The sequence below is a fragment of the Streptomyces sp. RerS4 genome, from assembly GCF_023515955.1.
In the GTDB taxonomy this organism is placed as follows: domain Bacteria; phylum Actinomycetota; class Actinomycetes; order Streptomycetales; family Streptomycetaceae; genus Streptomyces.
The window spans coordinates 4,159,908-4,186,484 of sequence record NZ_CP097322.1 but is presented as its reverse complement, the minus strand read 5'-3'; the positions used below and the strand labels follow the sequence as shown (position 1 = coordinate 4,186,484).

At 72.3% G+C, this 26,577-nt stretch carries 26 protein-coding genes; 12 read left to right on the top strand and 14 right to left on the bottom strand.

Annotation, left to right across the window (positions count from 1 at the left end; translation table 11 throughout):
- Window positions 1-30: 30 nt before the first annotated feature.
- Together M4D82_RS19450 and M4D82_RS19445 are read right to left on the bottom strand one after the other, a co-directional pair.
- Window positions 31-1,809, bottom strand: a complete 1,779-nt coding sequence (locus M4D82_RS19450) for a serine/threonine-protein kinase (RefSeq protein ID WP_249767260.1) — start codon at window positions 1,807-1,809, stop codon at window positions 31-33.
- Window positions 1,810-2,096: 287 nt separating this feature from the next.
- Entirely contained in the window at window positions 2,097-2,957 is an 861-nt protein-coding gene (locus M4D82_RS19445) for a menaquinone biosynthetic enzyme MqnA/MqnD family protein (RefSeq protein ID WP_249767259.1), read from the bottom strand.
- A 237-nt stretch (window positions 2,958-3,194) separates the two neighbouring features.
- On the opposite strand from M4D82_RS19445, the gene M4D82_RS19440 reads away from it, so the two are divergent.
- A complete protein-coding gene (locus M4D82_RS19440) occupies window positions 3,195-3,398 on the top strand; it encodes a cold-shock protein (protein ID WP_143944737.1) in 204 nt (67 codons plus the stop codon).
- A gap of 174 nt (window positions 3,399-3,572) precedes the next feature.
- Here the strand turns inward: M4D82_RS19440 and M4D82_RS19435 are convergent, their stop codons facing one another.
- Window positions 3,573-5,312: a lytic transglycosylase domain-containing protein gene (locus tag M4D82_RS19435; protein WP_249767258.1), complete on the bottom strand. Its 1,740-nt coding sequence runs from the start codon at window positions 5,310-5,312 to the stop codon at window positions 3,573-3,575.
- Window positions 5,313-5,679: 367 nt separating this feature from the next.
- Between M4D82_RS19435 and M4D82_RS19430 the strand changes: the two genes are divergently transcribed.
- The 4 genes from M4D82_RS19430 (at window position 5,680) to M4D82_RS19415 (ending at window position 11,315) form a co-directional block, all read left to right on the top strand.
- Complete coding sequence (locus tag M4D82_RS19430) at window positions 5,680-6,396, top strand: hypothetical protein (RefSeq protein ID WP_249767257.1); 717 nt, start codon at window positions 5,680-5,682, stop codon at window positions 6,394-6,396.
- A gap of 125 nt (window positions 6,397-6,521) precedes the next feature.
- Window positions 6,522-7,307, top strand: a complete 786-nt coding sequence (locus tag M4D82_RS19425) for an SDR family oxidoreductase (protein ID WP_249767256.1) — start codon at window positions 6,522-6,524, stop codon at window positions 7,305-7,307.
- A gap of 40 nt (window positions 7,308-7,347) precedes the next feature.
- Window positions 7,348-9,927, top strand: a complete 2,580-nt coding sequence (locus M4D82_RS19420; protein WP_249767255.1) for a bifunctional FO biosynthesis protein CofGH — start codon at window positions 7,348-7,350, stop codon at window positions 9,925-9,927.
- 272 nt (window positions 9,928-10,199) lie between these two features.
- Window positions 10,200-11,315 (top strand): ADP-ribosylglycohydrolase family protein, encoded by a 1,116-nt coding sequence (locus M4D82_RS19415; RefSeq protein WP_249771964.1) that lies wholly within the window; start codon window positions 10,200-10,202, stop codon window positions 11,313-11,315.
- A gap of 51 nt (window positions 11,316-11,366) precedes the next feature.
- Here the strand turns inward: M4D82_RS19415 and M4D82_RS19410 are convergent, their stop codons facing one another.
- The gene (locus M4D82_RS19410) at window positions 11,367-12,122 is read right to left on the bottom strand and encodes a PaaI family thioesterase (protein ID WP_249767254.1); all 756 of its coding nucleotides are present in this window, start codon (window positions 12,120-12,122) and stop codon (window positions 11,367-11,369) included.
- An 87-nt stretch (window positions 12,123-12,209) separates the two neighbouring features.
- On the opposite strand from M4D82_RS19410, the gene M4D82_RS19405 reads away from it, so the two are divergent.
- Window positions 12,210-13,070: a TIGR03619 family F420-dependent LLM class oxidoreductase gene (locus M4D82_RS19405; protein ID WP_249767253.1), complete on the top strand. Its 861-nt coding sequence runs from the start codon at window positions 12,210-12,212 to the stop codon at window positions 13,068-13,070.
- Between the two features lie 161 nt (window positions 13,071-13,231).
- The gene (locus tag M4D82_RS19400) at window positions 13,232-13,699 is read left to right on the top strand and encodes a hypothetical protein (protein WP_249767252.1); all 468 of its coding nucleotides are present in this window, start codon (window positions 13,232-13,234) and stop codon (window positions 13,697-13,699) included.
- A 27-nt stretch (window positions 13,700-13,726) separates the two neighbouring features.
- Here M4D82_RS19400 and M4D82_RS19395 read toward each other — a convergent pair whose 3' ends face one another.
- Window positions 13,727-14,182 carry an ATP-binding protein gene (locus M4D82_RS19395; RefSeq protein WP_249767251.1) on the bottom strand — a complete coding sequence of 152 codons (456 nt, stop codon included), beginning with the start codon at window positions 14,180-14,182 and terminating at the stop codon, window positions 13,727-13,729.
- 126 nt (window positions 14,183-14,308) lie between these two features.
- Between M4D82_RS19395 and M4D82_RS19390 the strand changes: the two genes are divergently transcribed.
- Both M4D82_RS19390 and M4D82_RS19385 read left to right on the top strand, forming a co-directional pair.
- Window positions 14,309-15,145, top strand: a complete 837-nt coding sequence (locus M4D82_RS19390; protein ID WP_249767250.1) for a helix-turn-helix domain-containing protein — start codon at window positions 14,309-14,311, stop codon at window positions 15,143-15,145.
- Window positions 15,142-15,384 (top strand): DUF397 domain-containing protein, encoded by a 243-nt coding sequence (locus M4D82_RS19385; protein WP_249767249.1) that lies wholly within the window; start codon window positions 15,142-15,144, stop codon window positions 15,382-15,384. Before M4D82_RS19390 ends, M4D82_RS19385 begins: the two co-directional genes overlap by 4 nt.
- Here M4D82_RS19385 and M4D82_RS19380 read toward each other — a convergent pair.
- Window positions 15,381-15,719 (bottom strand): hypothetical protein, encoded by a 339-nt coding sequence (locus M4D82_RS19380; protein ID WP_249767248.1) that lies wholly within the window; start codon window positions 15,717-15,719, stop codon window positions 15,381-15,383. The genes M4D82_RS19385 and M4D82_RS19380 overlap by 4 nt on opposite strands.
- Before the next feature lie 173 nt (window positions 15,720-15,892).
- On the opposite strand from M4D82_RS19380, the gene M4D82_RS19375 reads away from it, so the two are divergent.
- Window positions 15,893-16,291: a VOC family protein gene (locus tag M4D82_RS19375; protein WP_249767247.1), complete on the top strand. Its 399-nt coding sequence runs from the start codon at window positions 15,893-15,895 to the stop codon at window positions 16,289-16,291.
- Between the two features lie 65 nt (window positions 16,292-16,356).
- Here the strand turns inward: M4D82_RS19375 and M4D82_RS19370 are convergent, their stop codons facing one another.
- The 7 genes from M4D82_RS19370 to M4D82_RS19340 all read right to left on the bottom strand — a co-directional run bounded on the left by M4D82_RS19370 (window position 16,357) and on the right by M4D82_RS19340 (window position 24,872).
- Entirely contained in the window at window positions 16,357-16,659 is a 303-nt protein-coding gene (locus M4D82_RS19370) for a hypothetical protein (RefSeq protein WP_249767246.1), read from the bottom strand.
- Window positions 16,660-16,790: 131 nt separating this feature from the next.
- On the bottom strand, window positions 16,791-18,350 hold the full coding sequence (locus tag M4D82_RS19365) for an APC family permease (RefSeq protein WP_249767245.1): 1,560 nt from the start codon (window positions 18,348-18,350) through the stop codon (window positions 16,791-16,793).
- 278 nt (window positions 18,351-18,628) lie between these two features.
- Complete coding sequence (locus M4D82_RS19360) at window positions 18,629-20,101, bottom strand: aldehyde dehydrogenase family protein (RefSeq protein ID WP_249767244.1); 1,473 nt, start codon at window positions 20,099-20,101, stop codon at window positions 18,629-18,631.
- Window positions 20,098-21,837 (bottom strand): N-acyl-D-amino-acid deacylase family protein, encoded by a 1,740-nt coding sequence (locus tag M4D82_RS19355; RefSeq protein ID WP_249767243.1) that lies wholly within the window; start codon window positions 21,835-21,837, stop codon window positions 20,098-20,100. Before M4D82_RS19355 ends, M4D82_RS19360 begins: the two co-directional genes overlap by 4 nt.
- 72 nt (window positions 21,838-21,909) lie before the next feature.
- Window positions 21,910-23,031, bottom strand: a complete 1,122-nt coding sequence (locus M4D82_RS19350) for an LLM class flavin-dependent oxidoreductase (RefSeq protein ID WP_249771962.1) — start codon at window positions 23,029-23,031, stop codon at window positions 21,910-21,912.
- Window positions 23,032-23,125: 94 nt separating this feature from the next.
- The gene (locus M4D82_RS19345) at window positions 23,126-23,911 is read right to left on the bottom strand and encodes an SDR family NAD(P)-dependent oxidoreductase (protein ID WP_249767242.1); all 786 of its coding nucleotides are present in this window, start codon (window positions 23,909-23,911) and stop codon (window positions 23,126-23,128) included.
- A gap of 13 nt (window positions 23,912-23,924) precedes the next feature.
- A complete protein-coding gene (locus M4D82_RS19340) occupies window positions 23,925-24,872 on the bottom strand; it encodes an LLM class F420-dependent oxidoreductase (RefSeq protein WP_249767241.1) in 948 nt (315 codons plus the stop codon).
- Window positions 24,873-25,050: 178 nt separating this feature from the next.
- Between M4D82_RS19340 and M4D82_RS19335 the strand changes: the two genes are divergently transcribed.
- Window positions 25,051-25,323, top strand: coding sequence for a hypothetical protein (locus M4D82_RS19335; protein ID WP_249767240.1), 273 nt, complete (start codon window positions 25,051-25,053; stop codon window positions 25,321-25,323).
- The gene (locus tag M4D82_RS19330; RefSeq protein ID WP_249767239.1) at window positions 25,320-25,712 is read left to right on the top strand and encodes a type II toxin-antitoxin system VapC family toxin; all 393 of its coding nucleotides are present in this window, start codon (window positions 25,320-25,322) and stop codon (window positions 25,710-25,712) included. Before M4D82_RS19335 ends, M4D82_RS19330 begins: the two co-directional genes overlap by 4 nt.
- Before the next feature lie 22 nt (window positions 25,713-25,734).
- Here the strand turns inward: M4D82_RS19330 and M4D82_RS19325 are convergent, their stop codons facing one another.
- Window positions 25,735-26,571: a hypothetical protein gene (locus M4D82_RS19325; RefSeq protein ID WP_249767238.1), complete on the bottom strand. Its 837-nt coding sequence runs from the start codon at window positions 26,569-26,571 to the stop codon at window positions 25,735-25,737.
- Between the last annotated feature and the right edge of the window lie 6 nt (window positions 26,572-26,577).

The window sequence follows — 26,577 nt, the reverse complement described above, 5'->3', positions numbered from 1 at the left end:
CCACCGGCCGCCGTTCAGGGGCCGCACGCTTTACGGGCTGCGGGTCAGGTCGCCCTCGGGCCGGCCGGCCGGGCCGTCCCCGGAGCGGTAGTGGAGGGTTCCGTCGGCGTTGAGGGTGAACCGCTCGTCGGCGGAGCCGTTGGAGCACACGCCGGGGGCCGGGTTGGGGCCGCCCGAGGTGTCGAGGACCAGGGAACGGTCGGTGGCGGAGGCCAACTTCCAGTCGCCGCTGCAGTCGGTGCCGAGGAGCGGCAGGACGGACTTGTCCCGGCCGACGACCTCGCCCACCTTGCCGGCCCGGATGGTGATCTCGAACTCGCTCGCGACCCCCATGCGGGCGGTGGTGACGGTGCCCTTCCAGGTGCCGACGAGTTCCTTGGGTACGTCGTTACGGGTCCCCTTGGGCGGGCCCGCCGACCCCGACGGCGACGCCGACCCCGACCCCGACGGCGCGGAGGCGGCCGGGTCGGAGGCGGGGGGCGTGGAGGCGCCCCCCTGCGAGGCCGCGTCCCGCTGCTTGCCCTGGCCCGGCAGCAGCCCCAACCCGTAGAGCCCGCCGGACAGCGCCGCGAGCACCACGGCCGCGCCGATCACGAGGGTGCAGCTGAAGCGGCGCCCGGACGCGCCGAGGTGATCCGGCGCCCTCGGGGTGTCGCGCGGGCCCGGCACCGCGCCGGCCGGACCGCCGCCCGGACCGCCGCCCGCGCCGCCTCCGCCCCCGGCCGTCTGCGTCGGGGCGCCGTACACCCCGCCCGGGGAGCCGTACGGGCCCACGGAGACCCCGGGCGCGGGGTAGGGCGTACCGACCGGGCCTCCGTAGGACGGGTCGGGCGTCCCGAAGCCGACGCCGACGGGGCCCCCGGAGGAGGCCGCCGTGAACGGAACCGGCCCGGAGTGCCCGGACACGGCGTCCGCCCCCGCGTCGGCGTCCAGGTCCAGCAGGGCCACCGCGGCCCGGCTGATCTCCTCCACCAGCGGCGCCGGCAGCCGGCCCGAGAAACCCGCCACCTCGCCCAGGGCGGCCGCGAGGGCCTCGGGCGTCGGACGGGCGCTCGCCTCCTTGGCCAGGCAGGACCCGATCAGCTCGCGCAGCTGCCCGGCCGGCAGCCCGTCCAGCTCCGGCGGCTCGTGCACCACCTTGTAGAGGAGCGTCGCCGAGTTGTCCCCGCTGAAGGGGGGCCGGCCGGTCGCCGCGAAGGCCAGGACCGCGCCGAGGGAGAACACGTCCGAGGAGCCGGTGACGCCCTTGCCGAGGATCTGCTCCGGCGACATGTAGCCCGGCGAGCCGACGGAGACGCCGGTGGAGGTCAGGGAGGCGGTGCCGTCCGTGGCCCGCGCGATCCCGAAGTCGATCAACCGGGGCCCGTCCAGGGACAGCATCACGTTCGACGGCTTCACGTCCCGGTGTACGAGGCCCAGCGCGTGCACCGCCACCAGCGCCCGCGCCAACCCCGCGCCCAGCGCCCGTACCGGCGCCTCGGGCAGCGGCCCGTGCCCGGCGACCGCCGCGCCCAGCGACGGACCGGCGACGTACCCGGTCGCCACCCACGGCACGGCCGCCTCCGGGTCGGCGTCCAGAACGGGCGCGGTCCACTCCCCGCCGACCCGCCGGGCGGCCTCCACCTCGCGGCGGAAGCGGGCCCGGAACTCCCGGTCGGCGGCGAAGTGCGGGTGCACCACCTTGACGGCGACGGTCCGGCCGCCGGCGCTGCGCCCCAGGTAGACCCGGCCCATGCCGCCCGCGCCGAGCCGGCCGAGCAGCCGGTAGGCGCCGACGGTCCGCGGCTCACCCTCTTCGAGCGGCTGCATGGCTCCCCCGTCCCCGTCGTTCGACCTCGTACGTCGTGCCCAGGGCGGTGTCTCCCGGACAGGCAGCACCTTAGGGGTTGGGGGACTCGGGCCGGGAGGGACGAGCCGGCCCCGGCGATCCGACCCGTGGCCGGAAAGGGGAATGCGCACTGTCGATTACTGGACGCCGGCTCGAAAGGGGAACGAATTCCCGGGAAACGGGCACATTCGGTTTGGCATGCCCTTTTCCGGGATGCGGAACGTCCCTCCGGATCCCCTTTACCGAACCCCCTCCCGTATAAGTCTCGCTAATGATCGCGGGCGGCGGCGAGCAGCTCGACGGTGACATCGGCGGGGTAGCCGGTCGTCTCCCCGGTCCGGCGCGCGAATTCCCGTACTCCGGCCAGTTGGTCCGGGCCGAAGCGGAAGTCGAGGGTGGTGAAGTAGCGCTCCAGCAGCTCGGCGTCGAAGGCCTCCCAGCGCGCCGCCTGGTCGGCGACCTTGGTGACCTCCTCCAGCGAGACGTCCCGGGAGGCGAGGAAGGCCCGGTGGACCTCGCGGACGGTGGCCGGCTCCCGCTCCAGGTACTCCTTGCGGGCGGCCCAGACGGCGAACACGAACGGCAGTCCGGTCCAGTCCTTCCACATCTGCCCGAGGTCGTGGACGGTCAGCCCGAGCCGGGGCGCATCGTGCAGGGAGGCCCGCAGCGCGGCGTCGCCGATCAGCACCGCCGCGTCGGCCTCCTGCATCATCAGCCCCAGGTCAGGTGGGCAGGTGTAGTAGTCGGGCGTGACTCCGTAGCGCTCGGCGAGGAGCAGCTGGGCGAGGCGTACGGAGGTCCGGGAGGTCGAGCCGAGGGCGACCCGGGCGCCGTCGAGGTGCTCCAGCGGCACCTGGGAGACGATCACGCACGACATGACGGGGCCGTCGCAGCCCACCGCCAGGTCGGGGAAGGCGACGAGGTCGTCGGCGTTGCGGAGGAACTCCACGAGGGTGATCGGGGCGATGTCGAGGTCACCCCTCACGAGGCTCTCGCTCAGCTTCTCCGGGGTGTCCTTCGTCAGTTCCAGGTCCAGCAGGGTGCCGGTTCGGGCCAGCCCCCAGTAGAGGGGCAGGCAGTTCAGGAACTGGATGTGGCCGACGCGGGGCCGGCTGCGATAGGCGTCCACATCGCGAGACTAGCCGTCGCCTCTCCGTCAGCGATGAGGCGGGTCTCAAACGTCCGGGTGACGTGATCTTTCCCTCTGGTCTCGCCCCGAGGGTGCGTGCTAGGCTCGACGCAAGTTGCAGTTTGGTTTCCCTTGCAGTACGAGGCCTGCGGAGCATGTAACCCGCAGGCTTTTGTAGTTTTCAGACTTCTTAGCAGGTTCTGGAGCAGGGCGACCCTTTGGCCCATAGGAGGGCTCATGGCTACCGGAACCGTGAAGTGGTTCAACGCTGAAAAGGGCTTCGGCTTCATCGCCCAGGACGGCGGCGGCCCGGATGTCTTCGTCCACTACTCCGCGATCAACGCCTCTGGCTTCCGCTCCCTGGAGGAGAACCAGCAGGTGACCTTCGACGTCACGCAGGGTCCGAAGGGCCCGCAGGCGGAGAACGTCGTACCGGCCTAGTCGCCTGGCCGACCGGATCGCGGTTGGATTAGCAGTACCCAAGGAGCCCTGTCTCCTCCGTGCGAGCGGAGAAGGCGGGGCTCCTGCCTTTGCCCTGGCCGGGCGGGGGGGGAACGCACCACGGCCGGTCGCGGTGAGCGACCGGCCGTGGTGTTCGTGCGGGCGGGGCGGGTGTCAGCTCTTCGCCGCTCCGGTGGGCTGCGCCGGGGCCGGCTGGGTCGGCTGGGCTGCCGTGACCGTGATCTTGAGGATCAGCTGGGACTTCTTGTCCGCCGTCGTCAGGCGCAGGTGGTAGGTCCCCGCCTCGACGCCCTCCGTGAAGAGCGCCGGCAGGGCGATCTTCCCGTCGGCCTTGGTCTCGGGCAGCTCCAGGGAGAAGAGCTTGCCGCCCGCCGCGTCCTTGAAGTACGGGCCCTTCGCCGTCTTCGGGTCCACCAGGGCCCAGACGCCGGGCTTGGTCTCCTCGACGAGGGCGGCGGTGACCTTCGCACCGGCGACGGGCTTGTCGCCGGCCTCCGCGAGGAACTCCAGGCCCTTGATCGAGGTGCCGCTCACGGCCGTCACCGGGGCGGTGGCGTCGGTGCGCGTCAGCTCCACCGGCTGCTCCACCGGCCTGGCGGTGACCTTGCCCTTCAGCGCCACCGTGAACTGGCCCTTGGCGTCGTAGGCCGTGGCCCGCAGGGTGAAGGTGCCCGCGTTCGGGCCGGCCTTGAGCCGGGGGGCGGTCGCGATGCCCTGGTCGTCCGTACGGATGACCACGTGCGTCTCGTTGACGAAGACGAAGCCGGTGCCGCCCGTGGTGTCCTGCTCGACGGTGACCACGACGGCCTGCCCGGCGGCCGGCTTGCTGTCGCTGAGGACCGCCTTGAAGCGGGCGCCCTCCGCGAACAGGCTGCCGGTCTCGGCCTCCAACGCGATCTCGCCCTGCTGCTCCAGCTTGGCGAGCGTCGCGGGAGCCGGGGTCGGCTTCGACGGCTCGGTGGGCTTCGACGGCTCGGTCGGCTTCGTGGGCGTGGTCGGGTTGGTCGGGTTCGTCGGCTTGGACGGGGTGACCGGCGGCGTCGGCGTCACGGGCGTCGTCGGCTGCGGCGGGCGCGGGGTGGGCAGCGACGGCGTGGGCGGCGTCGGGTAGTTGGCCGGCGGCGGGTTCTCCACGCCGGTGGCGCCCTGCTGGTACTGGCGCATGTAGCCGAGCACGGTGTTCACGTACTCGCGCGAGGGGTTGTACGCGAGCAGCGCCTTGTCGAGGTCGGCCGGGAGGGAGAGGTCCTTGCCGCCGGAGCAGAGGTAGAGGCCGGTGCCCAGGGCCGCGTCGTAGATGTTGTTGGCGTCGCGCTTGCCGTCGCCGTTGCCGTCGGCCTTCCAGATCGTCCAGGTCGTCGGGATGAACTGGAGCGGGCCGAAGGCGCGGTCGAACTCGGTGTCGCCGTCCCACTCGCCCTTGTCGGTGTCGGTGATCCGGGCGAAGCCGTTGCCGTCGAGGCGGGGCCCGCGGATCAGCTTCTCGGTGTACCCGTCGGACTTGAGTCCGTAGCCGGAGGCGTGGACGGACTCGACCCGGCCTATGCCCGCGATCAACTGCCAGGACAGCTTGCACTCCGGCAGGGCGGCGGCCACGGCCACCTCGGCGCGCCTGTAGGCGTCGAGGGCGGTGGCGGGGATGCCCGAGGCGGTCTCCGTCGTCGCGGCGCCGGCGGCGGGCGGGACCTGCGGGTCGGCGACCGTGGGCGGCACGTCCAGGCGGGCGTCGCCGCGGTCGATGGCCTGCGGGCTGTCCGGGGTCGGTTCGGCCTCTCCGGCGCCGGCGACCGGGGTGTTGGTCACGACGGCGGCGGTGGTCAGGCTGGCCGCGAGGGCGGCCGTGCACAGGACCTTGCGCGAGGTGTTGACTACATGACGGTGAAGCGGCTTCACAGTGCGGCGATCCCCCCAAGGCGGCCGGCGAAGGCGTCCGGCTGGTCGAGCCGTGATTCTTCTGTCTATCAGGTATTCGGATACGACTCGCCGCCGCCCCCGGAGATATGACGCACCATTCGTCTCGGCTTCACCGACTCGTGACCCAAGACGTCCAGTACGGCTCCAGTCTGCCCGGTTCGTCCACCGTCCGGGGCCTCCGGTGCCGTAAGCGTCGCGGACAACCGCCGCCCGTGACGCGCCGACAGGCCCTCGGGGACGATCTTCGAAGGTGTCGGCGCCGGCTGGTACGTTCGGCCGTCCGAGCGCATCGGCGGCTCCGGTTGCCGCCCGACGCGCACACCCCAGACGCCGAAGGCACCACCTCATGACCAACACCCCGCCGCCCGGCCCCACCACCGGCGGCCCGGACGCCGCCAACCCGTACGCGAGTGCCGCGCAGCAGGCGCCGTACGGTCAGAACCCGTACGGGCAGGCCCCGGCCGATCAGAACCCGTACGCGCAGAATCCTTACGGCGGCCAGGCTCCCCAGGCACAGGCCCCGTACCCGCCGCAGGGCCAGTACCCGCAGGGTCAGCAGCACCCGCAGAGCCCGTACATACAGCCCCCGCACCCGCAGGGCCCGTACGCCCAGGCCCCGCAGCCCGGTCACCCGGGCCAGCCGGGCTACGCCCACCCCGGCGTGCCCGACGCCGGTTGCCGCGTCTGCGGGTCTCCGCACACGGTGAACATGTCCGTACGGGCCCACATGGGCATCCTGATCCTGATGCGCTTCTTCCACCAGAAGGGGCCCTTCTGCCGCACCTGCGGCCGGGCCATGGTGCGGGCGATGACCACGAAGACCCTGGTCCAGGGCTGGTGGAGCCCCCTGTCCCTGGTGATCTTCAGCCCGTTCACGCTGATCTGGAACCTGATCGCGGCCATCAGGTTCTCCAAGCTGCCGCCCTCCGAGCCCGCGCCGGGTCGCCAGACGCTGGACGAGGGCCCGCCGGTGCACGCGCGCCCGCTCGCCTACGTGGCGATCCTGCCGGCGCTCTGGGCGGTCTGGGTCATCACCAACATCATCGCGGACGTCACCTCCTGACCCCGGGCGCCGGACGCGGGCGGGGGCGGGAGGCGGAAGCCCCTGCCCCCGCCGCCTCTTCACAAGCCCGCCCCACGCCCCTACCCTGACGGCCCGTCAGATCCGTGGGTCGCCAGGAGGCGCGCATGTTGCTGCGAGGGAAGACCGTCATCGTCTCCGGCGTCGGGGCCGGGCTCGGGCACCAAGTGGCCGCCGCCGTGGTCCGCGACGGCGGGAACGCCGTCCTCGGCGCCCGTACGGAGGCCAATCTGGCCAAATCGGCCGCCGAGATCGACCCCGACGGCGCGCACACCGCGTACCGGCCGACCGACATCACCGACGAGGCCCAGTGCCGGGCCCTGGTGGAATTGGCCGGCGAACGCTTCGGCGGTGTGGACGCCGTCGTGCACGTCGCCGCCTGGGACTCGTACTTCGGCGGCCTGGAGGACGCCGACTTCGGGACCTGGCAGCAGATCCTCGACGTCAACCTGCTGGGCACCCTGCGCATGACCCGCGCCTGCCTGCCCGCCTTCAAGGCCGCCGGCGGCGGCTCCGTCGTCATCATCGGCACCCAGTCCGCGATCGCCGCCCCGAACGAGGTCCACCAGGCGGCCTACGCCGCCTCCAAGGGCGCGCTGACCTCGGCCATGTACTCCATGGCCCGGGAGCTCGGCCCGCACCGGGTCCGCGTCAACACCGTGCTGCCCGGCTGGATGTGGGGCCCGCCCGTGCAGGCGTTCGTGACGTTCACCGCCCACACCGAGGGCGTCCCCGAGGCCGAGGTGCTCGCCCGGCTCACCGACCGGATGGCCCTGCCCGACCTCGCCACCGACGGGGACGTGGCCGATGCCGCCGCCTTCCTCGCGAGCGACCGGGCGCGGGCGATAACCGGCCAGTCCCTGCTGGTCAACGCCGGTGAGCTGATGCGATGACGCCCTCCGCGGACCGTCGAGTGGATCGTATGCTCGCCACATGACCACTCCGAGTGACGCTCCGACCGACAACGCGATGCGCCGCGCGCTCCGGCGGGCCCGCGACGGCGTCGCGCTGGACGCCGCCGAGGCGGCCGTACTCCTCCAGGCGCGCGGCGAGGCCCTGAAGGACCTCGCCGCCTCCGCCGCCCGTGTGCGGGACTCCGGCCTCGAAGCCGCGGGGCGGCCCGGCGTCATCACGTACTCGCGCAAGGTCTTCATCCCGCTGACCCGGCTGTGCCGCGACAAGTGCCACTACTGCACGTTCGTGACCGTCCCCGGCAAGCTCCGCAAGGCCGGTCACGGGATGTACCTGTCGCCCGACGAGGTCCTCGACATCGCCCGCGCCGGCGCCGCGACGGGCTGCAAGGAGGCCCTGTTCACCCTCGGGGACCGCCCCGAGGACCGCTGGCCCGAGGCCCGCGAGTGGCTGGACGCGCACGGCTACGACGACACCCTCGCCTACGTGCGGGCCATGGCCATCCGCGTCCTGGAGGAGACGGGCCTGCTGCCCCACCTCAACCCCGGCGTGCTGTCCTGGTCCGAGCTCCAGCGCCTGAAGCCCGTCGCGCCGTCCATGGGCATGATGCTGGAGACGACCGCCACCCGCCTGTGGTCCGAGCCCGGCGGCCCGCACCACGGCTCCCCCGACAAGGAACCGGCCGTCCGGCTGCGGGTGCTGGAGGACGCGGGCCGCTCCAACGTGCCCTTCACCACCGGCGTCCTCATCGGCATCGGCGAGTCCTACGAGGAGCGCGCCGAGGCCTTCTTCGAGCTGCGCCGCATCCAGCGCAGCTACCACGGCATCCAGGAAGTCATCGTCCAGAACTTCCGGGCCAAGCCCGACACGGCCATGCGCGCCATGCCCGACGCCGAGCTGGAGGAACTGGCCGCCGCCATCGCGGTGGCCCGGCACATCCTGGGGCCGAGCGCCCGCATCCAGGCCCCGCCGAACCTGGTGGACGCCGAGTACGCCCTGATCGTCGGCGCCGGCATCGACGACTGGGGCGGCGTCTCCCCGCTGACCCCGGACCACGTGAACCCGGAGCGGCCCTGGCCGCACATCGAGGAGCTGGCCGCGCGGACCGCCGCCGCCGGCTTCGAGCTGCGCGAACGCCTCACCATCTACCCCGAGTTCCTCCAGCGCGGGGAACCCTGGCTGGACCCCCGGCTGCTGCCGCACGTACGGGCGCTGGCCGATCCGCGGACGGGCCTGGCGGACGAGGCGGCGACGGTGGAGGGCCGGCCGTGGCAGGAGCCCGACGAGGGCTTCGCCGCGTACGGGCGCACCGACCTGCACACCGCCGTCGACACCGAGGGCCGCACCGGCGACCGCCGCGAGGACTTCGACCACGTGTACGGCGACTGGGAGGCCCTGCGCGAGGCCGCGGCCCCGGGGATGGTGCCGGAGCGCATCGACACCGACGTACGGGCGGCCCTCGCGCGGGCCGCCGACGACCCGACGAAGCTCACCGACGACCAGGCCCTCGCCCTGCTGCACGCGGACGGCCCGGCGCTGGACGCCCTGTGCCGGATCGCGGACGACCTGCGCAGGTCGGTGGTGGGCGACGAGGTCACGTACATCGTCACCAGGAACATCAACTTCACGAACGTCTGCTACACCGGCTGCCGTTTCTGCGCCTTCGCGCAGCGCCGCACCGACGCCGACGCCTACACCCTGTCCCTGGAGCAGGTCGCGGACCGCGCCGCCCAGGCCTGGGACGTGGGCGCGGTCGAGGTGTGCATGCAGGGCGGGATCCACCCGGACCTGCCGGGAACGGCGTACTTCGACATCGCGCGGGCGGTGAAGGCGCGGGTGCCGGGCATGCACGTGCACGCCTTCTCCCCGATGGAGGTCGTCAACGGCGCCACCCGCACGGGGATGTCCGTACGGGAGTGGCTGACGGCCGCCAAGGAGGCCGGGCTCGACTCCATCCCGGGCACGGCGGCGGAGATCCTCGACGACGAGGTGCGCTGGGTCCTCACGAAGGGCAAGCTGCCGACGGCGGACTGGATCGACGTGATCACCACGGCGCACGAGCTGGGGATTCGCTCCTCCTCGACCATGATGTACGGGCACGTGGACCAGCCCCGGCACTGGCTGGGCCACTTCCGCACCCTGGCCCGCATCCAGGAACGGACGGGCGGCTTCACGGAGTTCGTGACGCTGCCGTTCATCCACACGAACGCGCCCGTGTACCTGGCGGGCATCGCCCGGCCCGGCCCGACGGTCCGCGACAACCGGGCGGTCACGGCGATGGCCCGGCTGCTGCTGCACCCGCACATCACGAACATCCAGACCAGCTGGGTGAAGCTGGGCGCGGAGGGCGCGGCCGAAATGCTCCGGTCGGGCGCCAACGACCTGGGCGGGACGCTGATGGAGGAGACCATCTCCCGCATGGCCGGTTCGAGTTACGGCTCGTACAAGTCGGTACGGGACCTGATCGCGGTCGCGGAGGCCGCGGGCCGGCCGGCGAAGGCCCGTACGACGCTGTACGGGGAGGTGCCGCGCGAACGCCAGGAGGCGGCGCGCGCCTCGGACGGGCACCTGCCGGCGCTGCTGCCGGTGCTGGAGGGCTGACCGGCGGTGGCCGACCGGTGGCCGACCGGTGGCCGAAACGGTTCGTGATCCAGCCGTTCTCCGGCGACTTACGGGCGAGGTGAGGGCCGACTTCCGGATGTGACCGCTGGTGTCCATTACAGTGCGCTGCGCGCCAGAGTCTCGGGGGGAACGACATGGACACGACGATCAGAGCGACGACCGCGGGGACGACCGCGGGGACCACCGCGGGGACCACCGCCGTCGCGGAAGCCGCGGCGGGCGGGACCGTCGGGCGTGGCATCGCCACCGCCCTGTGGGGCCGCGTCGAGCAGCAGGACTTCCGCAGCCGGGTCCGCGGGGCCCTCCTCGGCTCCGCCATCGGCGACGCCCTCGGCGCGCCCGTGGCCGAGCTCTCCCTGGAGGCGATCCGCGAGGCCCACGGCCCGGCCGGCCTCACGGAACCCGCCCCCGCGCACGGCCGCCGGGGCGCCGTCACCGCAGCCACGCAGCTCACCCTGTTCACCGTCGACGGCCTGATACGGGCCCACGTACGCCGCGACACCGGCGGCTGGCACCCGCCCACCGACGTCCACCGGGCGTACCGGCGCTGGGCCGCGACCCAGCACGACTGGGGCCCCGACGAGCGCCGCGCGGACAACGGCTGGCTCGCCCGCGAGGAGTGGCTCTACGCCCGACGCGGCCCCGAGCGCTCCTGCCTGACCGGCTTCGCCGACGACACCCTGGGCACCCTCGAAAAGCCGAAGAACCCCACCGCCCGGGACGCCGGGGCCACCGTCCGCTCGGCCCCGTTCGGGCTCCTCGTCGGCTGGGAGCCGGGGCTCGTCCTCCAACTCGCCGTCGAGTGCGCCGCCCAGAGCCACGGCCACCCCGCCGCGTACCTGTCGGCCGGCGCCGTCGCCGTGATCGTCCACGGCCTGCTCCGGGGCGAATCCCTCGACGCCGCCGTCCAACGCACCCTCGCCCTGCTCGCCGCCCACCCCGGCAGCGGACCGGTCACCGACGCCCTGCGACGCGCCGTCGCCGCCGTGACGCGGGGCGCGCCGGGGGCGGCGTCAGTGGACGCCCTCGCCTTCGCGGGTGGCTCCGCCGACAACGGCCGGAACGCGGAGGACGCCCTCGCCGTCGCCGTCTACTGCGCCCTCGTCGCGCAGGACGTCCCCCACGGGCTGCGCCTCGCCGTCAACCACGGCGGCGACTCCACCGCCGCCGGCGCCCTGTGCGGGGCCCTGCTCGGCGCCCTGCACGGCGAGACGGCCCTGCCGGCCGCCTGGCTGACGGAGGTCGAGGGCCGCGCGACGATCCTGGAACTCTCCGACGACTTCGCCCTGGAACTCACCCAAGGCCCCACCCTCCACGGCCCCCGCACCACCGCCCCGGCCTGGCTGACCCGCTATCCCCGGGGCTGAGGGGCGTACGGCATGCCCGCCGTACGGCGGGCATGCCGGGGCCCCGGGTCGTCAGGGTTGCCGGGGCCTGATCCACAGGGCTTCGGCGTGGGCGCACAGTTCGCCGTCGGCGGTGGCCAGGGCGGTGCCCACGCGGCATTTGCGGCCCTCGGAGCCCAACAGCCAGGCGTACGAGATCAGGCCGTCCGAGGCCCGTACGACCGGGCGCAGCAGCCGCCCGGTCAGCGAGGCCGTCACCGCGCCCGCCGGGCCCCCGTCCAGCAGCCGGCCCGCCGCGTTCCCCGGACAGTCCAGCGCGCCCCACGCCAGCTCGGGCGGCAACACCCCGTCCGGGCCCAGCAGTTCCGGCTCGGGCCGCCAGGCCGTCGCGACGAGCTCCCGCCCCGGCACCCGCCCGCAGTGCAGCCGCAGCCCCGTCGCGGGGGTGCGGTCCAGGCCGCAGCCGAAGCAGCCCGCCTCACCGCCCGGCGGGTCGGCGCGGTAGGCGTCGGCCGCCTTCGACGCCTCGGCCCAGGACGGCGGGAGCGGCACCTCCCCGGCGGGGGCCGGCGCCGCCGTCGCGGTGGCGAGGAGCCCCCCGTCCCCGTCGAGCAGTTCCACGCCCCCGTCGGGGCCGGCCACGGCCCGTACCGGGGTGCCCGTCGGCACCGGCCGACGGAAGTCCACCCGTACGGCTCCCGCGTCGGCCGCCGTATCCGCCACCCCCGCCATCCGGGCGGCCAGGAGCCCGGCCACGTAGCCGCCGAAGGCCACGCCCGGGTAGCCGTGCAGCCGCTCCGCGACCGTGATCGTCTCGATGCCGTTCATACCGCCCACCCCATCACATGCCCCCTGCCGACTTCATCCCGAACCCCGTACCTTGGCCTCCCCCACCACTCGGAGGTGCCCTGACCCATGCGGATCGCCACGACCATCTTCCTCACGGACCGCACCGTCTCCCCCACCCGGCTGGCCCGCTCCCTGGAGGAACGCGGCTTCGCCGCCCTCTACCTCCCCGAACACACCCACATCCCGATCAGCCGCGCCACCGACGCGCCCATGGGCGGCGAACTCCCCGAGGAGTACGGCCGCACCCTCGACCCCTTCGTCGCCCTCGGCCAGGCCGCCGCCGTCACCGAACGCCTCCACCTCGGCACCGGCATCACCCTCGTCGCCCAGCACGACCCGATCGGCCTCGCCAAGCAGGTCGCGACCCTCGACCACCTCAGCGGCGGCCGCCTCACCCTGGGCATCGGCTACGGCTGGAACGTCGAGGAGGCCGCCGACCACGGCGTCGACTGGCCCACGCGCCGCGACCGCGTACGCCACCACATGGCGCTGATGCGCGCCCTGTGGGCCCCGCAGCCCACCGCGTACGAGGGCCCGTACGGCTCCGTCCACGCCAGCGCCGCCCACCCCAAGCCGGTCCAGCCGCCGCGCGAACTCGCCCCCGGAAAGCCGCTGTACGGCCCGCGCACCCTCATCGGCGGCGCGGCCGGCCCGAAGCTGTTCGCGGCCATCGCCGAGCACTCCGACGGCTGGCTCCCCATCGGCGGCGGCGGCCTCACCGAGTCCCTCCCGGTGCTGCGCGCCGCCTGGGAGGCGGCCGGACGCGACCCGAAGACCCTCCAGGTGGTCCCGTACGCCGTCCGCCCCAACCCCGGCAAGCTGGCCCACTACGCCGACCTGGGCATCGAGGAGGTCGTCCTGCAACTCCCGTCGGCCGGGGAGGCGGAGGTCCTGCGCGTACTGGACGACTTCGCGCGGTACCTCTGAGCCTCAGGCGCGCGGCGTGGCGGGGCAGGGAACCGTGGGGGCGTCGGGAGGCGTGTCTGATGATGCGCCAGGCGGCCGGTGAGGCTGGTAGCTTGGCGCGCTTCCACGCGGGCCATGCACCCGCACGTCCGCACCCGTACCTGCCTTTGGGGGATCTTCCCGTGCTCAACCACCAGCGCCTCTCCGTCGCCGCCGTCAGCGCGGTCGTCGCCGCCCTGACCCTGACCGCCTGCGGCAGCGGTGACCCGGCCCCGGCGGCGGACAAGAAGCCGTCCGGCGCCGCCTCCGCCCCGGCCTCCACGCCCGCCGGCGGCGGCGCGGCGGCGGGCGGCAGCCTGGAGGGCGGCTGGATCGCGATGGACAAGCCGGGCAAGGGCGTCGTCCTCACCGTCAAGGGCCAGATGGCCTTCGTGGTCGAGGCGGCCACCGGCCAGACCTGCGAGGGCACCACCAACGGCAAGACCATCGACCTGAAGTGCCCGCAGGGTGCCACCCGTTCGAAGGGCAAGGTCGATTCGGTCGACGCGAACACCCTGAAGGTCACCTGGGAAGGCACCGCCGGCACCGACACCTTCCAGAAGAGCGACGGCAAGCTCCCCTCCCTGCCGGCAACCCTTCCGAAGCAGTAGACGGCCCTCGCCGCACCTGTGCGGCGGTCATGGCTGCCGGGAGCACCGCAAGCTCGGCGTGGACCGGCCGACCTCCGCCCAGACCGTCTTGCCGACGATCCGGTCGATGACCCCCCAGTCGCTCGCCACACCGTCCACGATGCGCAGTCCGTAGCCCGATTCCGCCTGGTACGCGTGCGGCCGTACGACCGGCCGCCGCTCGCGGCGGGCATCGGACACCTCGACGCGCACGATCCCGCCAATGAGCGTCATCCGCAGCTCGAAGTCCCGCCCGGGAACGCGCCCGTGCGTCACGGCGTTGGCCGCCAGCTCGGCGACGAGCAACCCGACCCCGTCGGCCAACGCCGTCCCCTCCGGGACACCCCAGTCGTGCAGCTCGACGAGGGCCAACTGCCGGGCGAGTCGGGCCCCGCGCGGGGTGCTGCTGAAACGCTGAGTGAACACGCGTACGAGGCCGGAAGTGGGGCTCTGGGAGGTGGTCATAGGGAGAACGTCCCTTGTGGGAAGGGGAGTTCCCAGCATCTCGACTGCTACTTTTCAACTGTAGTAGTCGACTCTCTGGACACGAGTAGTCACCGACCGTGAGCATGGGGCGGGGAGGTGACCGTGATGACGACCGACGAAAACGGCGGCACCAACGACAACGCGATCGACGCCGACCTGAAGAACTTCGGCGACGTCGTCAAGGCCTGCCGCAAGCGCGCGGGCCTGACGCAGGAACAGTTCCACACACTGGTCGGGTACTCGGTGCAGTACGTCGCCGGGGTGGAGCAGGGACGACGACATCCGTCGGTGAAGTTCGTGAACAAGGCGGAGGAGGTCTTGGACGCGTTCGGCCTGATTCGCATCGCGGCGCGCCAGCTCGACCGCAGGCGCGGGCTGGCCAAGTGGTTCCGGCGCTGGGCCGAGCTGGAGGCGGAGGCCATCGCGCTGAACACGTACGAGTGCAGGTCGGTCCCCGGTCTGCTCCAGACGGAGGCCTACGCACGCGCTCTCGTCGCCGACGTTCTGCCCCCACCGGCCCCGATGGAGGCTGAGTCCCGCATCAAGGCCCGGCTGGAACGCCAGGCGCTGATACACCGCACGCCCTACACGGTCTTCAGCTTCATCATCGACGAGGCGGTGATCCTCCGGCAGACCGGTGGACCGGAGGTGACCCGCGAGCTGATCGACCACCTCGTGACGGTAGCCGAACTGCCCAACGTCGACCTCCAGATCATGCCGCTGGTCAGCCCGCACCACGCCGGCCTCGGTGGCTCCTTCCAACTCCTCGAAACCCAGGAACACGAGTGGGTGGGATACAGCGAAGGCCAAAAGTCAGGGCACGTCATCTTCGACCCGAAAGCCGTCAGCGACCTCCACCAGCGGTATGCCAAACTTCGCATCCAGGCCCTCAATCCTGCGGACACCGTGGGCCTGTTGATGCGAATGCGAGGTTCCCTGTGAACAGCTCCCAGCTCCGGTGGTTCAAGAGCAGCTACAGCAGCGGCGACGGCGACAGCTGCGTCGAGGTGGCCCTCTCCTGGCACAAGTCCACGTACAGCAGTGGCGACGGTGACGACTGCGTCGAGGTCGCCACCTGCGCCGACACCGTGCACATCCGGGACTCGAAGCTCACCGCGAGCCCCGAGTTGGCGGTCGGTCCCGCCAGTTGGACGGCCTTCCTCGGCACCGTCACCGCCTAGGGAGGCGGTACGGGTCCGGGTGGCACCTCGCCAGGGGCCGGACGCCAAAAACGCCCGTCAGGCAGGGCCTGACGGGCGCCGAGGAAGTAGTCGGCATCACGCTCGAACCGGACTCCCGGAACGGCGCTGCGGACGTATGCCCAGATGCTCGGTGCCACGCGGTACTCGCCGGCCACCATCCACGGATCGTCGCCGAGGGCGAAGAGGTGACGTATCTCCAGGAACTGGTCGCGCGACAGCGAGACGGACTCGACCAGCTCCTCGTCCGCACCGTCGAAGCCGGTCAGATCCCAGACGAGGTTGTAGCCGTCGGCGAATGGATAGTCGCTGCTCATCGGTGCCACGCTAGGCCGCGCCCACGGAAGCCCGCACCTGCTTTTCGGGCGGGGGTGGAGGTGGCGGCCTCCCGGCCCCGCCCCACGGTGGTGTCCGTCAACACCCCGCCCCACCTGACACATCCCGCCCCCGGAGCCGCCCCTTCAACCTCCCGGAGTCGTAGCCTCCGCAGATGATCGATTCACTGACTCACATCCGGGTCGCGCGGCCCTCGCTCGACCTTGATGCCGCCGAGCGGTTCTACGTCGACGGTCTCGGCCTGGACGTCCTGTGGCGGACTTCGGGCCACGTGCCCGGGGAGCACGACCTCATCATGGTCGGACCGGCGGGCGGTGGCTGGCACTTCGAGCTGACCCGGGACCCCCAGAACCCGCTCGCCCCCACCCCCACCGTCGACGACCTCTTCGTGGTCTACCTCGGCGAAGCCCCCGACGACGCCCTCGTCCGCCGTCTCATCGACCACGGCGGACGCCGTGTCTCCTCCCACAACCCGTACTGGGACGACTACGGCGTCACCATCGCCGACCCCGACGGCTACCGCCTCGTGCTCTGCTCCCGCACCTGGGGCTGAGCCCCGGCCCCTTCCCGCCCCCGTCGTGCGAGGCGCGGGAAGAAGGCCGAGTTCGTCAGCCGACGTCAGCCCACCTTCGGGGTCTTCGGCATGCCCGCCGACAGGGCCGTTCCGGCGCCCGCCAGCGAGCTGTTGGTGGCCTTCGAGGCGCTGTCGGCGGCTCCGGCGGTGACCTCCACGGCCGTCTTCGTGTCCTCTACGGCCTGGCCGGGGTGGTCGACGATGTCGCCGACGCGCTGGACGAGCGGCGTTCCCTTGACGTTGGGGCTGCCGGGGCCGTCGGCGGCGAGGGCGGCGCCGGGGGTGAGTGCGAGGGCGGCCCCGCCGGAGAGGATCAGGGCGGAAAGGGTGCGCTTCACGGGATTCATGCCCCGCCCAACGACCCCGCCGCGCCCCCGGTCACTGCGTCGTCAGCCGGAACGCCCGACGGCCCCGGATCGGGGGTGATCCGGGGCCGCGGGATGACACAGCAGGCAGGGCGAGACGAAGGACGAACGGGTCAGTCCTCGACCACCAGGGCCGGCGTCGACTTCGTGAGGACCTCGCCCCGGAAGAAGGCGGGGCTGCGGCGCTCGGTGACGAGCATGATGCCCAGGCCCAGGACCAGCAGTCCGACGCCGATGAAGAAGACGCTGCCGATGCCGAACACCGCGGAACCGGATCCGTAGGCCGGGTCCCAGGCGTCCAGCAGGGTCTTGCAGAACACCGCGGCGAGCAGCAGTCCGCCCAGCACCGGGAAGACGCCCTTGAAGAACAGGTCACGCGCCGAGCGGCGCAGGTCGCCGCGGAAGTACCAGGCGCAGGCGAACGCGGTGAGGGAGTAGTAGAAGCAGATCATCAGGCCGAGCGCGAAGATCGTGTCCGTGAGGACGTTCTCGCTGACCAGGGTCATGATCGTGTAGAACCCGCCGGTCGCGACGCCCGCCATGACGGTGGCCCGGCCGGGGGTCTTGAAGCGCGGGTGGACCTTGGCGTAGGAGGGCGGCAGGGCCTCGTACGTCGACATGGCCAGGACCGTACGGGCGACCGGGATGAACGTGGTCTGCAGGGACGCGGCGGCCGACGCCAGGACGGCGACGAAGAGCAGGACGCCGAGCATCGGGCCCATGACGGGGCCGGCGAGGGCGGCGAAGACGTTGCCGGAGGTCTCGGGGTTGCCGAGGCCGAGGCCGGTCTCGCCGGTGCCGACGGCCATCTGGGCGGCGATGCCGGTGGCGAGGTAGGAGCCGACGAGGACGACCATCGCGATGAGCGAGGCGCGGCCGGGGGTCTTGGCGGAGCCGGTGGTCTCCTCGTTGGTGGCCAGGCAGGCGTCCCAGCCCCAGTACATGAAGATCGAGAGCGAGAGTCCGGCGGTGAAGGCGGCCATGGACTCGATCGCGAAGGGGTTCATCCACTGCCAGCTGAAGTCCAGGCCGGTGTCGAAGGTGCCGGCGGAGGCCTTCTGGAAGGCCATGGCCACGAAGACGGCGAGGACGACGAGCTGGAGGCCGACCAGGGCGTACTGCACGCCCTTGGTGGCGGTCATGCCGCGGTAGCTGATGGCGGTGGCGATGGCGATGAGGGTCAGACAGGTGAGGATGTGGACGAGTTTGTTCTCGTCCAGGGCCGCGATCGACGCGTTGCCCGTGATCTCACCGGCCAGCAGCCAGAAGTACGAGGTGGCGACGCCGGCGAGGTTCGAGAGCACGATGATCGTCGCGATCACCAGGCCCCAGCCGCACATCCAGCCGATCCGCGGGCCGAAGGCCTTGACGGTCCAGGTGAACGAGGTGCCGCAGTCCGGCATGGCCTTGTTGAGCTCGCGGTACGCGAAGGCGACCAGCAGCATCGGGAGGAAGCCGGCCAGGAAGATCGCCGGCATTTGCATGCCGACCTCGCCGGCGGTGGAGCCGAGGGTCGAGGTCAGACAGTAGACGGGGGCGACGGTGGAGATGCCGATGACGGCGCTGCCCATCAAACCGACGGACCCCTTGCCGAGGCCCTTGCCGCGAACGTCGCCCTCGGCGACGCCGCTTACCGTGTCTCCGACCTGAGGCCGAGTTTCGAGCTGTGTCATGGGTCAGGACGTTAGATGCTGCGGTTTCCACATCCGGAGGACCGAAGTCCGAAAGTCGACGGACCGTATGGCCTGCGAATCACCTTCGAATCCCGAGATCGACAGAGTTCACGTGGCTGCAATACAAGGTTCACTCAGACATCCGTCCGGCGTTTGAGAGGACGCGGACGGGCGCTTCCGGAATACGGAAACCGCAGGGGTGCCCGTTTTGCACCATTCCAAACTTTCCCGTGTGAGTTTTCGGCCGGCGGCGGCGCCCTCCTCCGCGGCCTCCTCCCCTACGTCGTCCAGACGATCGACTGGATCTCGCTGTACGCGTGCAGCGCGTACGAGCCCACGTCCCGACCCACCCCGCTGCGCTTGAAGCCGCCGAACGGGGCCTCCATGTTCCGGCCGATCGTGTTCACGCCGACCCCGCCCGCCCGCAGGCGCCGCGCCACCCGGAAGGCGCGCGCCGGGTCGCCGGACCACACGTAGCTCAGCAGACCGAAGTCGCTGTCGTTGGCCAGCCGGACCGCCTCCTCGTCGTCCCCGTCGTACGGGACCACGACCACCACCGGCCCGAAGATCTCCTCCCGGACCACGCGCATGTCGTTCGTGCAGTCGACCAGCAGCGTCGGCGCCACGTAGAAGCCGCGGCCGTCGCCGACCGCCGGGCGCTCGCCGCCGTACGCGATCCGGGCGCCCTCCTTCCTCCCCAGCTCCACGTACGACTCCACGCGGTCGCGGTGCGCGGCCGAGATCACCGGGCCGACCACCGTGCCGCGCTCCGCCGGGTCGCCGACCTTCATGAAGGCCAGGTAGCCGGTCAGCTTCTCCAGCAGCGCCCCGTACACCGAGCGGTGGACGATCACCCGCGTCGGGGCGGTGCAGATCTGGCCGCTGTAGAAGGAGAAGGTGGTGCCGATGCCCAGGACGGCCGCGTCGAGGTCGGCGTCCTCCAGGACCAGCGCCGCGCCCTTGCCGCCCAGCTCCATCAGCTGCCGCTTCATGCCGCGCCCGCACACCTCGGCGATGCGCTGCCCCACCGCCGTCGAGCCGGTGAAGGACACCATGTCCACGTACGGGGAGTCCACCGCCGCCTCGCCGACCTCGACCGAGGCCCCCGAGACCACGTTCACCACCCCGGTCGGGACGCCCGCCTCGTGCAGGGCCTCGGCCATCTTGAACACCGACAGCGGATCCTGCGGGGCCGGCTTGACGACCACGGTGTTGCCCATGGCCAGGGCCGGGGCGACCTTGCCCGCCGGGTTCGCCCACGGGTTGTTGTACGAGGTCACGCACGTGACGACCCCGACCGGCTGGCGCACCTCCAGCGCGCCCAGGACGGACGCCTTCCCCATCGGCCCCGCGTCGGTGACCTGCGGCGGAAGGCCCCGCTCGACCGGTTCCAGGGCTCCCTTCGCGTACCGGCGGAAGCGGGACACCCCGACGCCGACCTGCATTCCGCGCGCGATGCCGGTCGGGGCACCCGTCTCGGCCCGTGCCAGCTCCGCCCACGGCTCGAACTCGCGCTGCATGATGTCGGCGGCCCGGTCCAGGATCGCCGCGCGCGCCTCGGGCGTCGTACGGGACCACGTACCGAAGGCCTCGGCGGCGGCGCGGGCCGCCTCCTCGACCTGGGCGCGCGAGGCCTCGGGGGCGAGCCCGACCACCGACTCGTCGGCCGGGTTGATCACCTCGTAGTGGCCGCCGTCCGGCTCGACCCACTCCCCGCCGATGTACAGCCGCTGCCGCACGGGCTCGCTCATCGCGTGCTCACCGTCCTCGTGTCCCGTCCCGACCGCAGCACGATCCCGGGGATCGCGCCCGTCACCTCGTCGTCGCGGACGGTCTCCACGCCGTTGACCCGTACGGAGACGATCCCGATCGCCCGCGCGTCCAGCCGTGGGCTGTCGCCCGGCAGGTCGTGGACCAGGGTCGCGGGGCCGGCCTCGATGCGCTCGGGGTCGAACAGGACGAGGTCCGCGTGGTAGCCCTCGGCGATCCGGCCGCGATCGCGCAGCCCGAACAGTTGGGCCGGGTCGTCGGTCAGCATCTTCACGGCCCGCTCCAGCGGTACGAGCCTGCGACCGCGCAGGCAGTCGCCGAGGAAGCGGGTCGTGTACGGGGCCCCGCACATCCGGTCCAGGTGCGCGCCGGCGTCGGAGCCGCCGAGCATGACGTCCTCGTGCTGCCAGGTCTCGGCGCGCAGCGCCCAGCTGGCGGGGTCGTTGTCGGTCGGCATGGGCCAGAGCACGGTGCGCAGGTCGTCGTGGGCGCAGATCTCGACGAGGCACCGGAACGGGTCCTGGCCGCGCTCGGCCGCGATGTCGTTCACGACGCGGCCGGAGAGGCCCTCGTTCTCCTTGCTGTACGTGTCCCCGATGACGTAGCGCCCGAAGTCGGCGAGGCGACGGAAGACGCCGGCCTCCTTGCTGTCGGCGCGGCGCAGCATCTCGGCCCGCACGTCGGCGTCGCGGAGCTTCGCGATCCGTTCGGGGACGGGCAGGCCGAGGATGTCGCCCCAGCCCGGTATGAGGTTGAGGGCGCAGAACGTGCCGAGTGACATGTTCATGGGGGTGAGGATCGGCATCGTCAGCGCGACGATGCGGCCGCCGGCCTTGCGGGCGCGTTCGCTCGGGACGAGCTGGCGCGGGACGCGTTCGGGGACGGCGGCGTCGATGGTGAGGACGTTCCAGTTGAGGGGGCGGCCGGCGGCGGCGCTCATGTCGACGAAGAGGTCGATCTCCTCGTCGGAGAACTGGTCGAGGCAGCCCGCGACGATCGCTTCGAGCTGGGTGCCCTCGTGTTCGGAGACGGCCCGGGAGAGGGCGAGGAGTTCGGCGGGCCTGGCGTGGCGGGAGGCGACGGGGGCGCCGGCGCCGTCGGAGTGGGTCGAGGACTGGGTGGTGGACAGGCCCCAGGCGCCGGCGTCCATGGCGTCGTGGAGGAGGTCGAGCATCTGTTGGAGCTGCTCGGGGGTGGGCTGTCCGCCGACGGCGTCCTCGCCCATGACGTGGCGGCGCAGCGCGCAGTGGCCGACCATGAAGCCGGCGTTGACGGCGATGCGGCCTTCGAGGGCGTCGAGGTATTCGCCGAAGGTGGACCAGGTCCAGTCGACGCCCTCTTCGAGGGCCTTGAGGGCCATGCCCTCGACCTTGCTCATCATGCGGCGCGTGTAGTCGGCGTCTTCCGGACGGGCCGGGTTGAGCGGGGCGAGGGTGAAGCCGCAGTTGCCGCCGGCGACGGTGGTGACGCCGTGGTTCATGGAGGGGGTGGCGTAGGGGTCCCAGAAGAGTTGGGCGTCGTAGTGGGTGTGCGGGTCGATGAACCCCGGGGTCAGGACGAGGCCGTGCGCGTCCTCGCCGGTGCGGGCCTCTTCGGCGATGCCGCCGGGCTCCGCGATGACGGCGATGCGGCCGTCCCGGATCCCGACGTCCGCCACGCGGGCGGGGGCGCCGGTGCCGTCCACGACGGTGGCGCCCTTGATCAGGTGGTCGAGCATGACGTCCCTTCTGCGTTGCGGTACGTGGTGGGGCGCGCGCCGTCGCCCCGGGCCCCCGGGTTCCCCGTCGGGTCAGGCGGACTGGCGGAAGCGGGTGGTGCGGTGGACGGGGTCGGTGTCGATGTGGGGGATGACGTGCTCGCCGATCAGCTTGATCGTGGTGAGCGTGTCCTCCTTCGAGACGCCCGTCGGCAGGCCGAAGGACAGCTGGTCCGCGCCCGCCTGCTCCCACCGCTTGCACTGGGCGCGGACTTCCGTCGGGTCACCGCAGATCAGCAGCTCCTCCGCGATGAGCAGCTCGATGATCTCCGCGTTGTACTCCGGCAGGGTCTCCGGCCACTGCGGGATCGCCTCCGGCCGCGGGAAGGTGTCGTGGTAGCGGAACACCAGCGACTGGAAGCGGTTCATGTTCGCGTTGACGGCGATCTCCACCGCCTTGTCGTGCGTCTCCGCGCAGATCGCCGTCGACGTCACCATCACGTTGTCGTTGACGAAGGCCCCGATCGCCTTCGCCTCCTGGATCGCCGTCTTGTACTGCTCCAGGACCCATTCCATGTCCGAGACCTTCTGGACGCTGAAGCCGAGGACGCCGAGCCCCTTCTTCGCCGCCATCGCGTACGAGGACGGCGACCCGGCCGCGTACCACATGGCCGGGTGCGCCTTGCCGTACGGCTTGGGGAAGACCTTGCGCGGCGGCAGCGACCAGTGCTTGCCCTGGAACCCCTCGTACTCCTCCTGGAGGAACATCTTGGGGAACTCCGCGATGGTCTCCTCCCAGATCTCCTTCGTGTGGTTCATGTCCGTGATGCCGGGCATGAAGCCGAGGATCTCGTGGCTGCCGGCGCCGCGCCCCGTGCCGAACTCGAAGCGGCCCTTGGAGAGGTGGTCGAGCATGGTGACCTTCTCGGCCACCTTCACCGGGTGGTTGACCGGCGCCAGCGGGTTGAAGATGCCGGAGCCGAGGTGGATCCGTTCGGTCGCGGCGGCCAGGTACCCGAGGAAGACCTCGTTCGCCGAGAGGTGCGAGTACTCCTCCAGGAAGTGGTGTTCCGAGGCCCAGGCGTACTTGAAGCCGGACTGGTCGGCCTGGATGACGTACTCGGTCTCCTCGAGCAGCGCCTTGTGCTCCGCCTCGGGGTCGACCTTGGACCGCGCCTCAGGCACGTATCCCTGCACGAAGAGCCCGAATTCCAAGGGGTTCACCGTCCTTAGGTTTCTGACGTGTCGTCAGATTTGATGGCTCGACTGTTCCACCGGCAGGGCCGGCCCGTCAATACCTGACGCTCCATCAGAGAATGCTGACGCCCGCCATCCAGCCGCCGTCCACGACGAACGGCTGACCCGTGATGTACGAGGAGTCCTCGCCGGTCAGGAAGAGGGCCAGCCGCGCGATCTCCTCGGGCCGGCCCACCCGCCCGAGGGGCACCACCCGCTTGTACAGCTCCGCCATCGCCTCCCGCGCCTCGTCCGTCACCCCGGCCGGGTCCAGCAGCCCCGGGTTGGCCATGGGGGTGTCCACGGCCCCGGGGCACATGGCGTTGACCCGGATGCCCTTGCCCGCCAGCTCCAGCGCCGCCACGCGCGTCAGGCCGAGGATCGCCGCCTTGGTCGCCGCGTACGAGCCGACGTACGCCATGCCCGTCAGGCCGGTGTACGAGGAGGTGTTGACGATGGTCCCGCCGCCGGCCGCCTCGATCTCGGGGGCGAGCGTCCTGATCCCGAGGAACGCGCCGACCTGGTTGACCTGGATCACCTGCTGGAACTCCTCCAGCGGGGTCGCGGTCAGCTCGTTGAAGCGCAGGATGCCCGCGTTGTTGACCAGGCCGTCGACCGGGCCGAAGGCCTCCCGCGCGGCGGCCACCGCCGCCGTCCAGTCCTCCTCCCGGCTCACGTCGAGCCGTACGTAGCGCGCCCGGTCCTCGCCGATGTCCTTGGCGACGGCCGCCCCCTGCTCGTCCAGTACGTCGCCCAGCAGCACCTTCGCGCCCTCGGCGGCGAAGAGCCGGGCCTCCTGCTCGCCCTGACCGCGCGCCGCACCGGTGATGACGACGACGCGCCCGTCCAGCTTGCCCATGGTCCGTCAGCCCCTAATCGTTGAGGAGGGGGGCCACCTCGGCCCCGAAAGCGGTGATCTGATCGACGAGTTCGGCGCGGTCGCGGCTGCGGAAGCGGACCTGGATCTGGTCCACGCCGATCGCCCGGTACTCCCGTAGGGACTCGGCGAGCGCCTCCGGCTTGCCGGTGAGGGCGCGGCGGCCGGTGTTCCAGGTCGGCTCGCCGACGTAGAGCGCCTCGGTGATCGCGCCGATCTCGACGGGACGGGGGTTGCCGGCGGCCTCGCGCAGTCGGCGTATGCGGGCGATCCGCGTCGGGAGCCGGTCGCGGGGGTCGCCCTGCGGGAGCCAGCCGTCGCCGCGCACGGCGGCCCGGCGGACGGCGGCGGGCGAGGAACCGCCGACCCAGACGGGGATCCGCGCCTGCGTCGGCCTCGGCAGCTGACCGAGGTCGCGGAAGGCGAAGCGCTCGCCGGCGAACTCCGGGTACTCCTCGGGACCGAGAGCCGCCCGCAGCGCGTCCAGGGCCTCGTCGAGGACCGCCCCACGCCGCTCGAAGTCGACACCGAGGGCCTCGAACTCCTCCTGTACGTGACCGGCCCCGACCCCGAGGATCAGCCGGCCGCCGCTGAGGTGGTCGAGGGTCGCGTACTGCTTGGCGGTGACCAGGGGGTGGCGCAGGCCGACGATCGCGACGTGGCTGAGCAGCCGGACGCGTTCGGTGATCCCGGCCAGGAAGGCCAGGGTGGCGACCGGGTCGTACCAGACGGTGCTCATGGCGCCGGCGAGCCGGCGCGGGATGGCCACGTGGTCGCAGGTGGCGACGTAGCCGAAGCCGGCCCGGTCGGCGGCGCGGGCCACCTCGGCGAGGTCGGCCGCGCCGGCGTCCGCCTCCCAGGGTTCGGCGTAGAGGGTGCTCTGCGACTGGATCGGGAGCTGCATCCCGTACACCAGTCGGCCTTCCGGAAACACGCGTGCCATGGCGGGCCCGCCTCGCCTTCGTCCGCCGGTCCGGCGCCGGTCCGACCCGACCGCCGATTCGTCATACCGGTGCCGGGTCATCGTCGTAGCTGACGGTCCGTCAGGCAAGGGGGCCGACGCGATGCCCGAGCCGGCGCGAGCGCGACTCGAATAACAGAAGTTTTGTTACGATGGCCACATGACCGATGAGCCCGTACCCGGCGAGGGTCCGACCCGGCCCGTGTCCGTCTCGCTCCACGAGGGGACGATCGCGGCGCTCAAGGCGCGCACCGGCAAGCGCGGCATGTCCGCGTACATCGAGGCGCTCGTTCAGCGGCAGCTGGAGCGAGACCGGCTCCGGGAGCTGATCGAGGACTCCGAATCCGTGAACGGACCGGCCGATCCGGCTGCCGTCGAGGCGAAGCGGGCCGTCCTGCGCGGCGAGACGGCAGCCTCGTCGGACGCCGCGTGAGCGGCACGCTCGTCCTCGATTGCGAGGGGCTTTCCCTGCTCGTACGGCAGGAACGCGGTCTGCTGGAGTGGCTGTCGGCAGCCGAAGCCGAGGACATCCGGGTGGTGATCAGCTCGGTCACCCTGGTCGAGGCACGTGATCCCCGGGTGAAGCAGGCCCGTTTCGACTACGCGGTCTCCCGCGTGAACGTCATCGCACCGAGCGAGACCATCGCACGCCACGCGAGCAGGCTGCTCGGCTCGGCTGGACTACACGGGCACAACTACGCGTTGGACGCCCTCGTGGCGGCGACCGCCCTCGAACAGCCCGCGCCCGTCACCCTGCTGACCTCGGACCCCGAGGACCTGGCCGCGCTGTGCGGAAGTCGGGTCCGGGTCGTCGGCGTCTGACGGCGGGCGGCGCCAGACGGGGTCAGAGGTGCGCGGGGCCCATGGCGATGACGGGGTTGGCTGCCGGGTCGAGGGTTTCGAGGAGGTGTTTCATCGCCTCCTTCGGGACGCCCACGCAGCCTTGGGAGGGGCCGTCGTGGTCGACGTGGAGCCAGATGTTGCCGCCCTTGTGCTCGCCCTCCGGTTTGGCCGGGTCCAGGGGGGAGACGCCCTGGCGGCGGTTGTAGTCGATGGCCACGACGTAGTCGAAGGAGCCCGCCAGGGATTCCCCGTTCACGCCCCGGCCCGACGGAACGAAGGCGGCGTCGCGGTCGTACGGGAGCCGGGTGCCGGGCGGGGCCGGCAGCCGGCCACCCGCGTCGGTGAGGGAGAACACGCCGATCGGGGAGGTCAGGTCCCCGTACGCGCGCTCCGTGGACCAGCCCTTGGCGCCGTTGCGGCCCGGCCACCGCGCGGCGCGGGTCCAGTCGCCGCCGGGCGTGGCGCGCGTGTACAGGGAGACCGTGGACTCGGAGGAGTCCTTCGCCTTGCCCGTGACCAGGACCAGCTGGCGGGAGTCGGCCGGGATGCGGGCGCGGGCCGCCTCGTCGAGGTCTGCCGGCAGGCCCTGGCGGGGGTCGCGCCGCGCTTCCGGGCGCTGGGAGGCGTGCACGGCGCGGTCCGGGGTCTGGGGGCGGGCGTCCGTACGGGTCTGCGGGGTCGGGGCGCCGGGCTGCTCGTGCAGGGCGTGCACCCAGCCGGCGCCGAAGGCCAGCAGCCCCAGGGTGGAGACGACCAGCAGGGCGCGCGGCGGGCGGCCGACCGAGCGGGAGCGCGGACGGGTACGGCCGCGGGAGCGGGCTCGGGCGTGCTTGCTCATCGCACC

Coding starts and splice junctions, on each gene's coding strand:
- M4D82_RS19450 (WP_249767260.1), bottom strand. CDS start 1,809: ATGCAGCCGCTCGAAGAGGGTGAGCCGCGGACCGTCGGCGCCTACCGG.
- M4D82_RS19440 (WP_143944737.1), top strand. CDS start 3,195: ATGGCTACCGGAACCGTGAAGTGGTTCAACGCTGAAAAGGGCTTCGGC.
- M4D82_RS19430 (WP_249767257.1), top strand. CDS start 5,680: ATGACCAACACCCCGCCGCCCGGCCCCACCACCGGCGGCCCGGACGCC.
- M4D82_RS19425 (WP_249767256.1), top strand. CDS start 6,522: ATGTTGCTGCGAGGGAAGACCGTCATCGTCTCCGGCGTCGGGGCCGGG.
- M4D82_RS19420 (WP_249767255.1), top strand. CDS start 7,348: ATGACCACTCCGAGTGACGCTCCGACCGACAACGCGATGCGCCGCGCG.
- M4D82_RS19410 (WP_249767254.1), bottom strand. CDS start 12,122: ATGAACGGCATCGAGACGATCACGGTCGCGGAGCGGCTGCACGGCTAC.
- M4D82_RS19405 (WP_249767253.1), top strand. CDS start 12,210: ATGCGGATCGCCACGACCATCTTCCTCACGGACCGCACCGTCTCCCCC.
- M4D82_RS19395 (WP_249767251.1), bottom strand. CDS start 14,182: ATGACCACCTCCCAGAGCCCCACTTCCGGCCTCGTACGCGTGTTCACT.
- M4D82_RS19390 (WP_249767250.1), top strand. CDS start 14,309: ATGACGACCGACGAAAACGGCGGCACCAACGACAACGCGATCGACGCC.
- M4D82_RS19380 (WP_249767248.1), bottom strand. CDS start 15,719: ATGAGCAGCGACTATCCATTCGCCGACGGCTACAACCTCGTCTGGGAT.
- M4D82_RS19375 (WP_249767247.1), top strand. CDS start 15,893: ATGATCGATTCACTGACTCACATCCGGGTCGCGCGGCCCTCGCTCGAC.
- M4D82_RS19370 (WP_249767246.1), bottom strand. CDS start 16,659: ATGAATCCCGTGAAGCGCACCCTTTCCGCCCTGATCCTCTCCGGCGGG.
- M4D82_RS19365 (WP_249767245.1), bottom strand. CDS start 18,350: ATGACACAGCTCGAAACTCGGCCTCAGGTCGGAGACACGGTAAGCGGC.
- M4D82_RS19360 (WP_249767244.1), bottom strand. CDS start 20,101: ATGAGCGAGCCCGTGCGGCAGCGGCTGTACATCGGCGGGGAGTGGGTC.
- M4D82_RS19355 (WP_249767243.1), bottom strand. CDS start 21,837: ATGCTCGACCACCTGATCAAGGGCGCCACCGTCGTGGACGGCACCGGC.
- M4D82_RS19345 (WP_249767242.1), bottom strand. CDS start 23,911: ATGGGCAAGCTGGACGGGCGCGTCGTCGTCATCACCGGTGCGGCGCGC.
- M4D82_RS19340 (WP_249767241.1), bottom strand. CDS start 24,872: ATGGCACGCGTGTTTCCGGAAGGCCGACTGGTGTACGGGATGCAGCTC.
- M4D82_RS19335 (WP_249767240.1), top strand. CDS start 25,051: ATGACCGATGAGCCCGTACCCGGCGAGGGTCCGACCCGGCCCGTGTCC.
- M4D82_RS19325 (WP_249767238.1), bottom strand. CDS start 26,571: ATGAGCAAGCACGCCCGAGCCCGCTCCCGCGGCCGTACCCGTCCGCGC.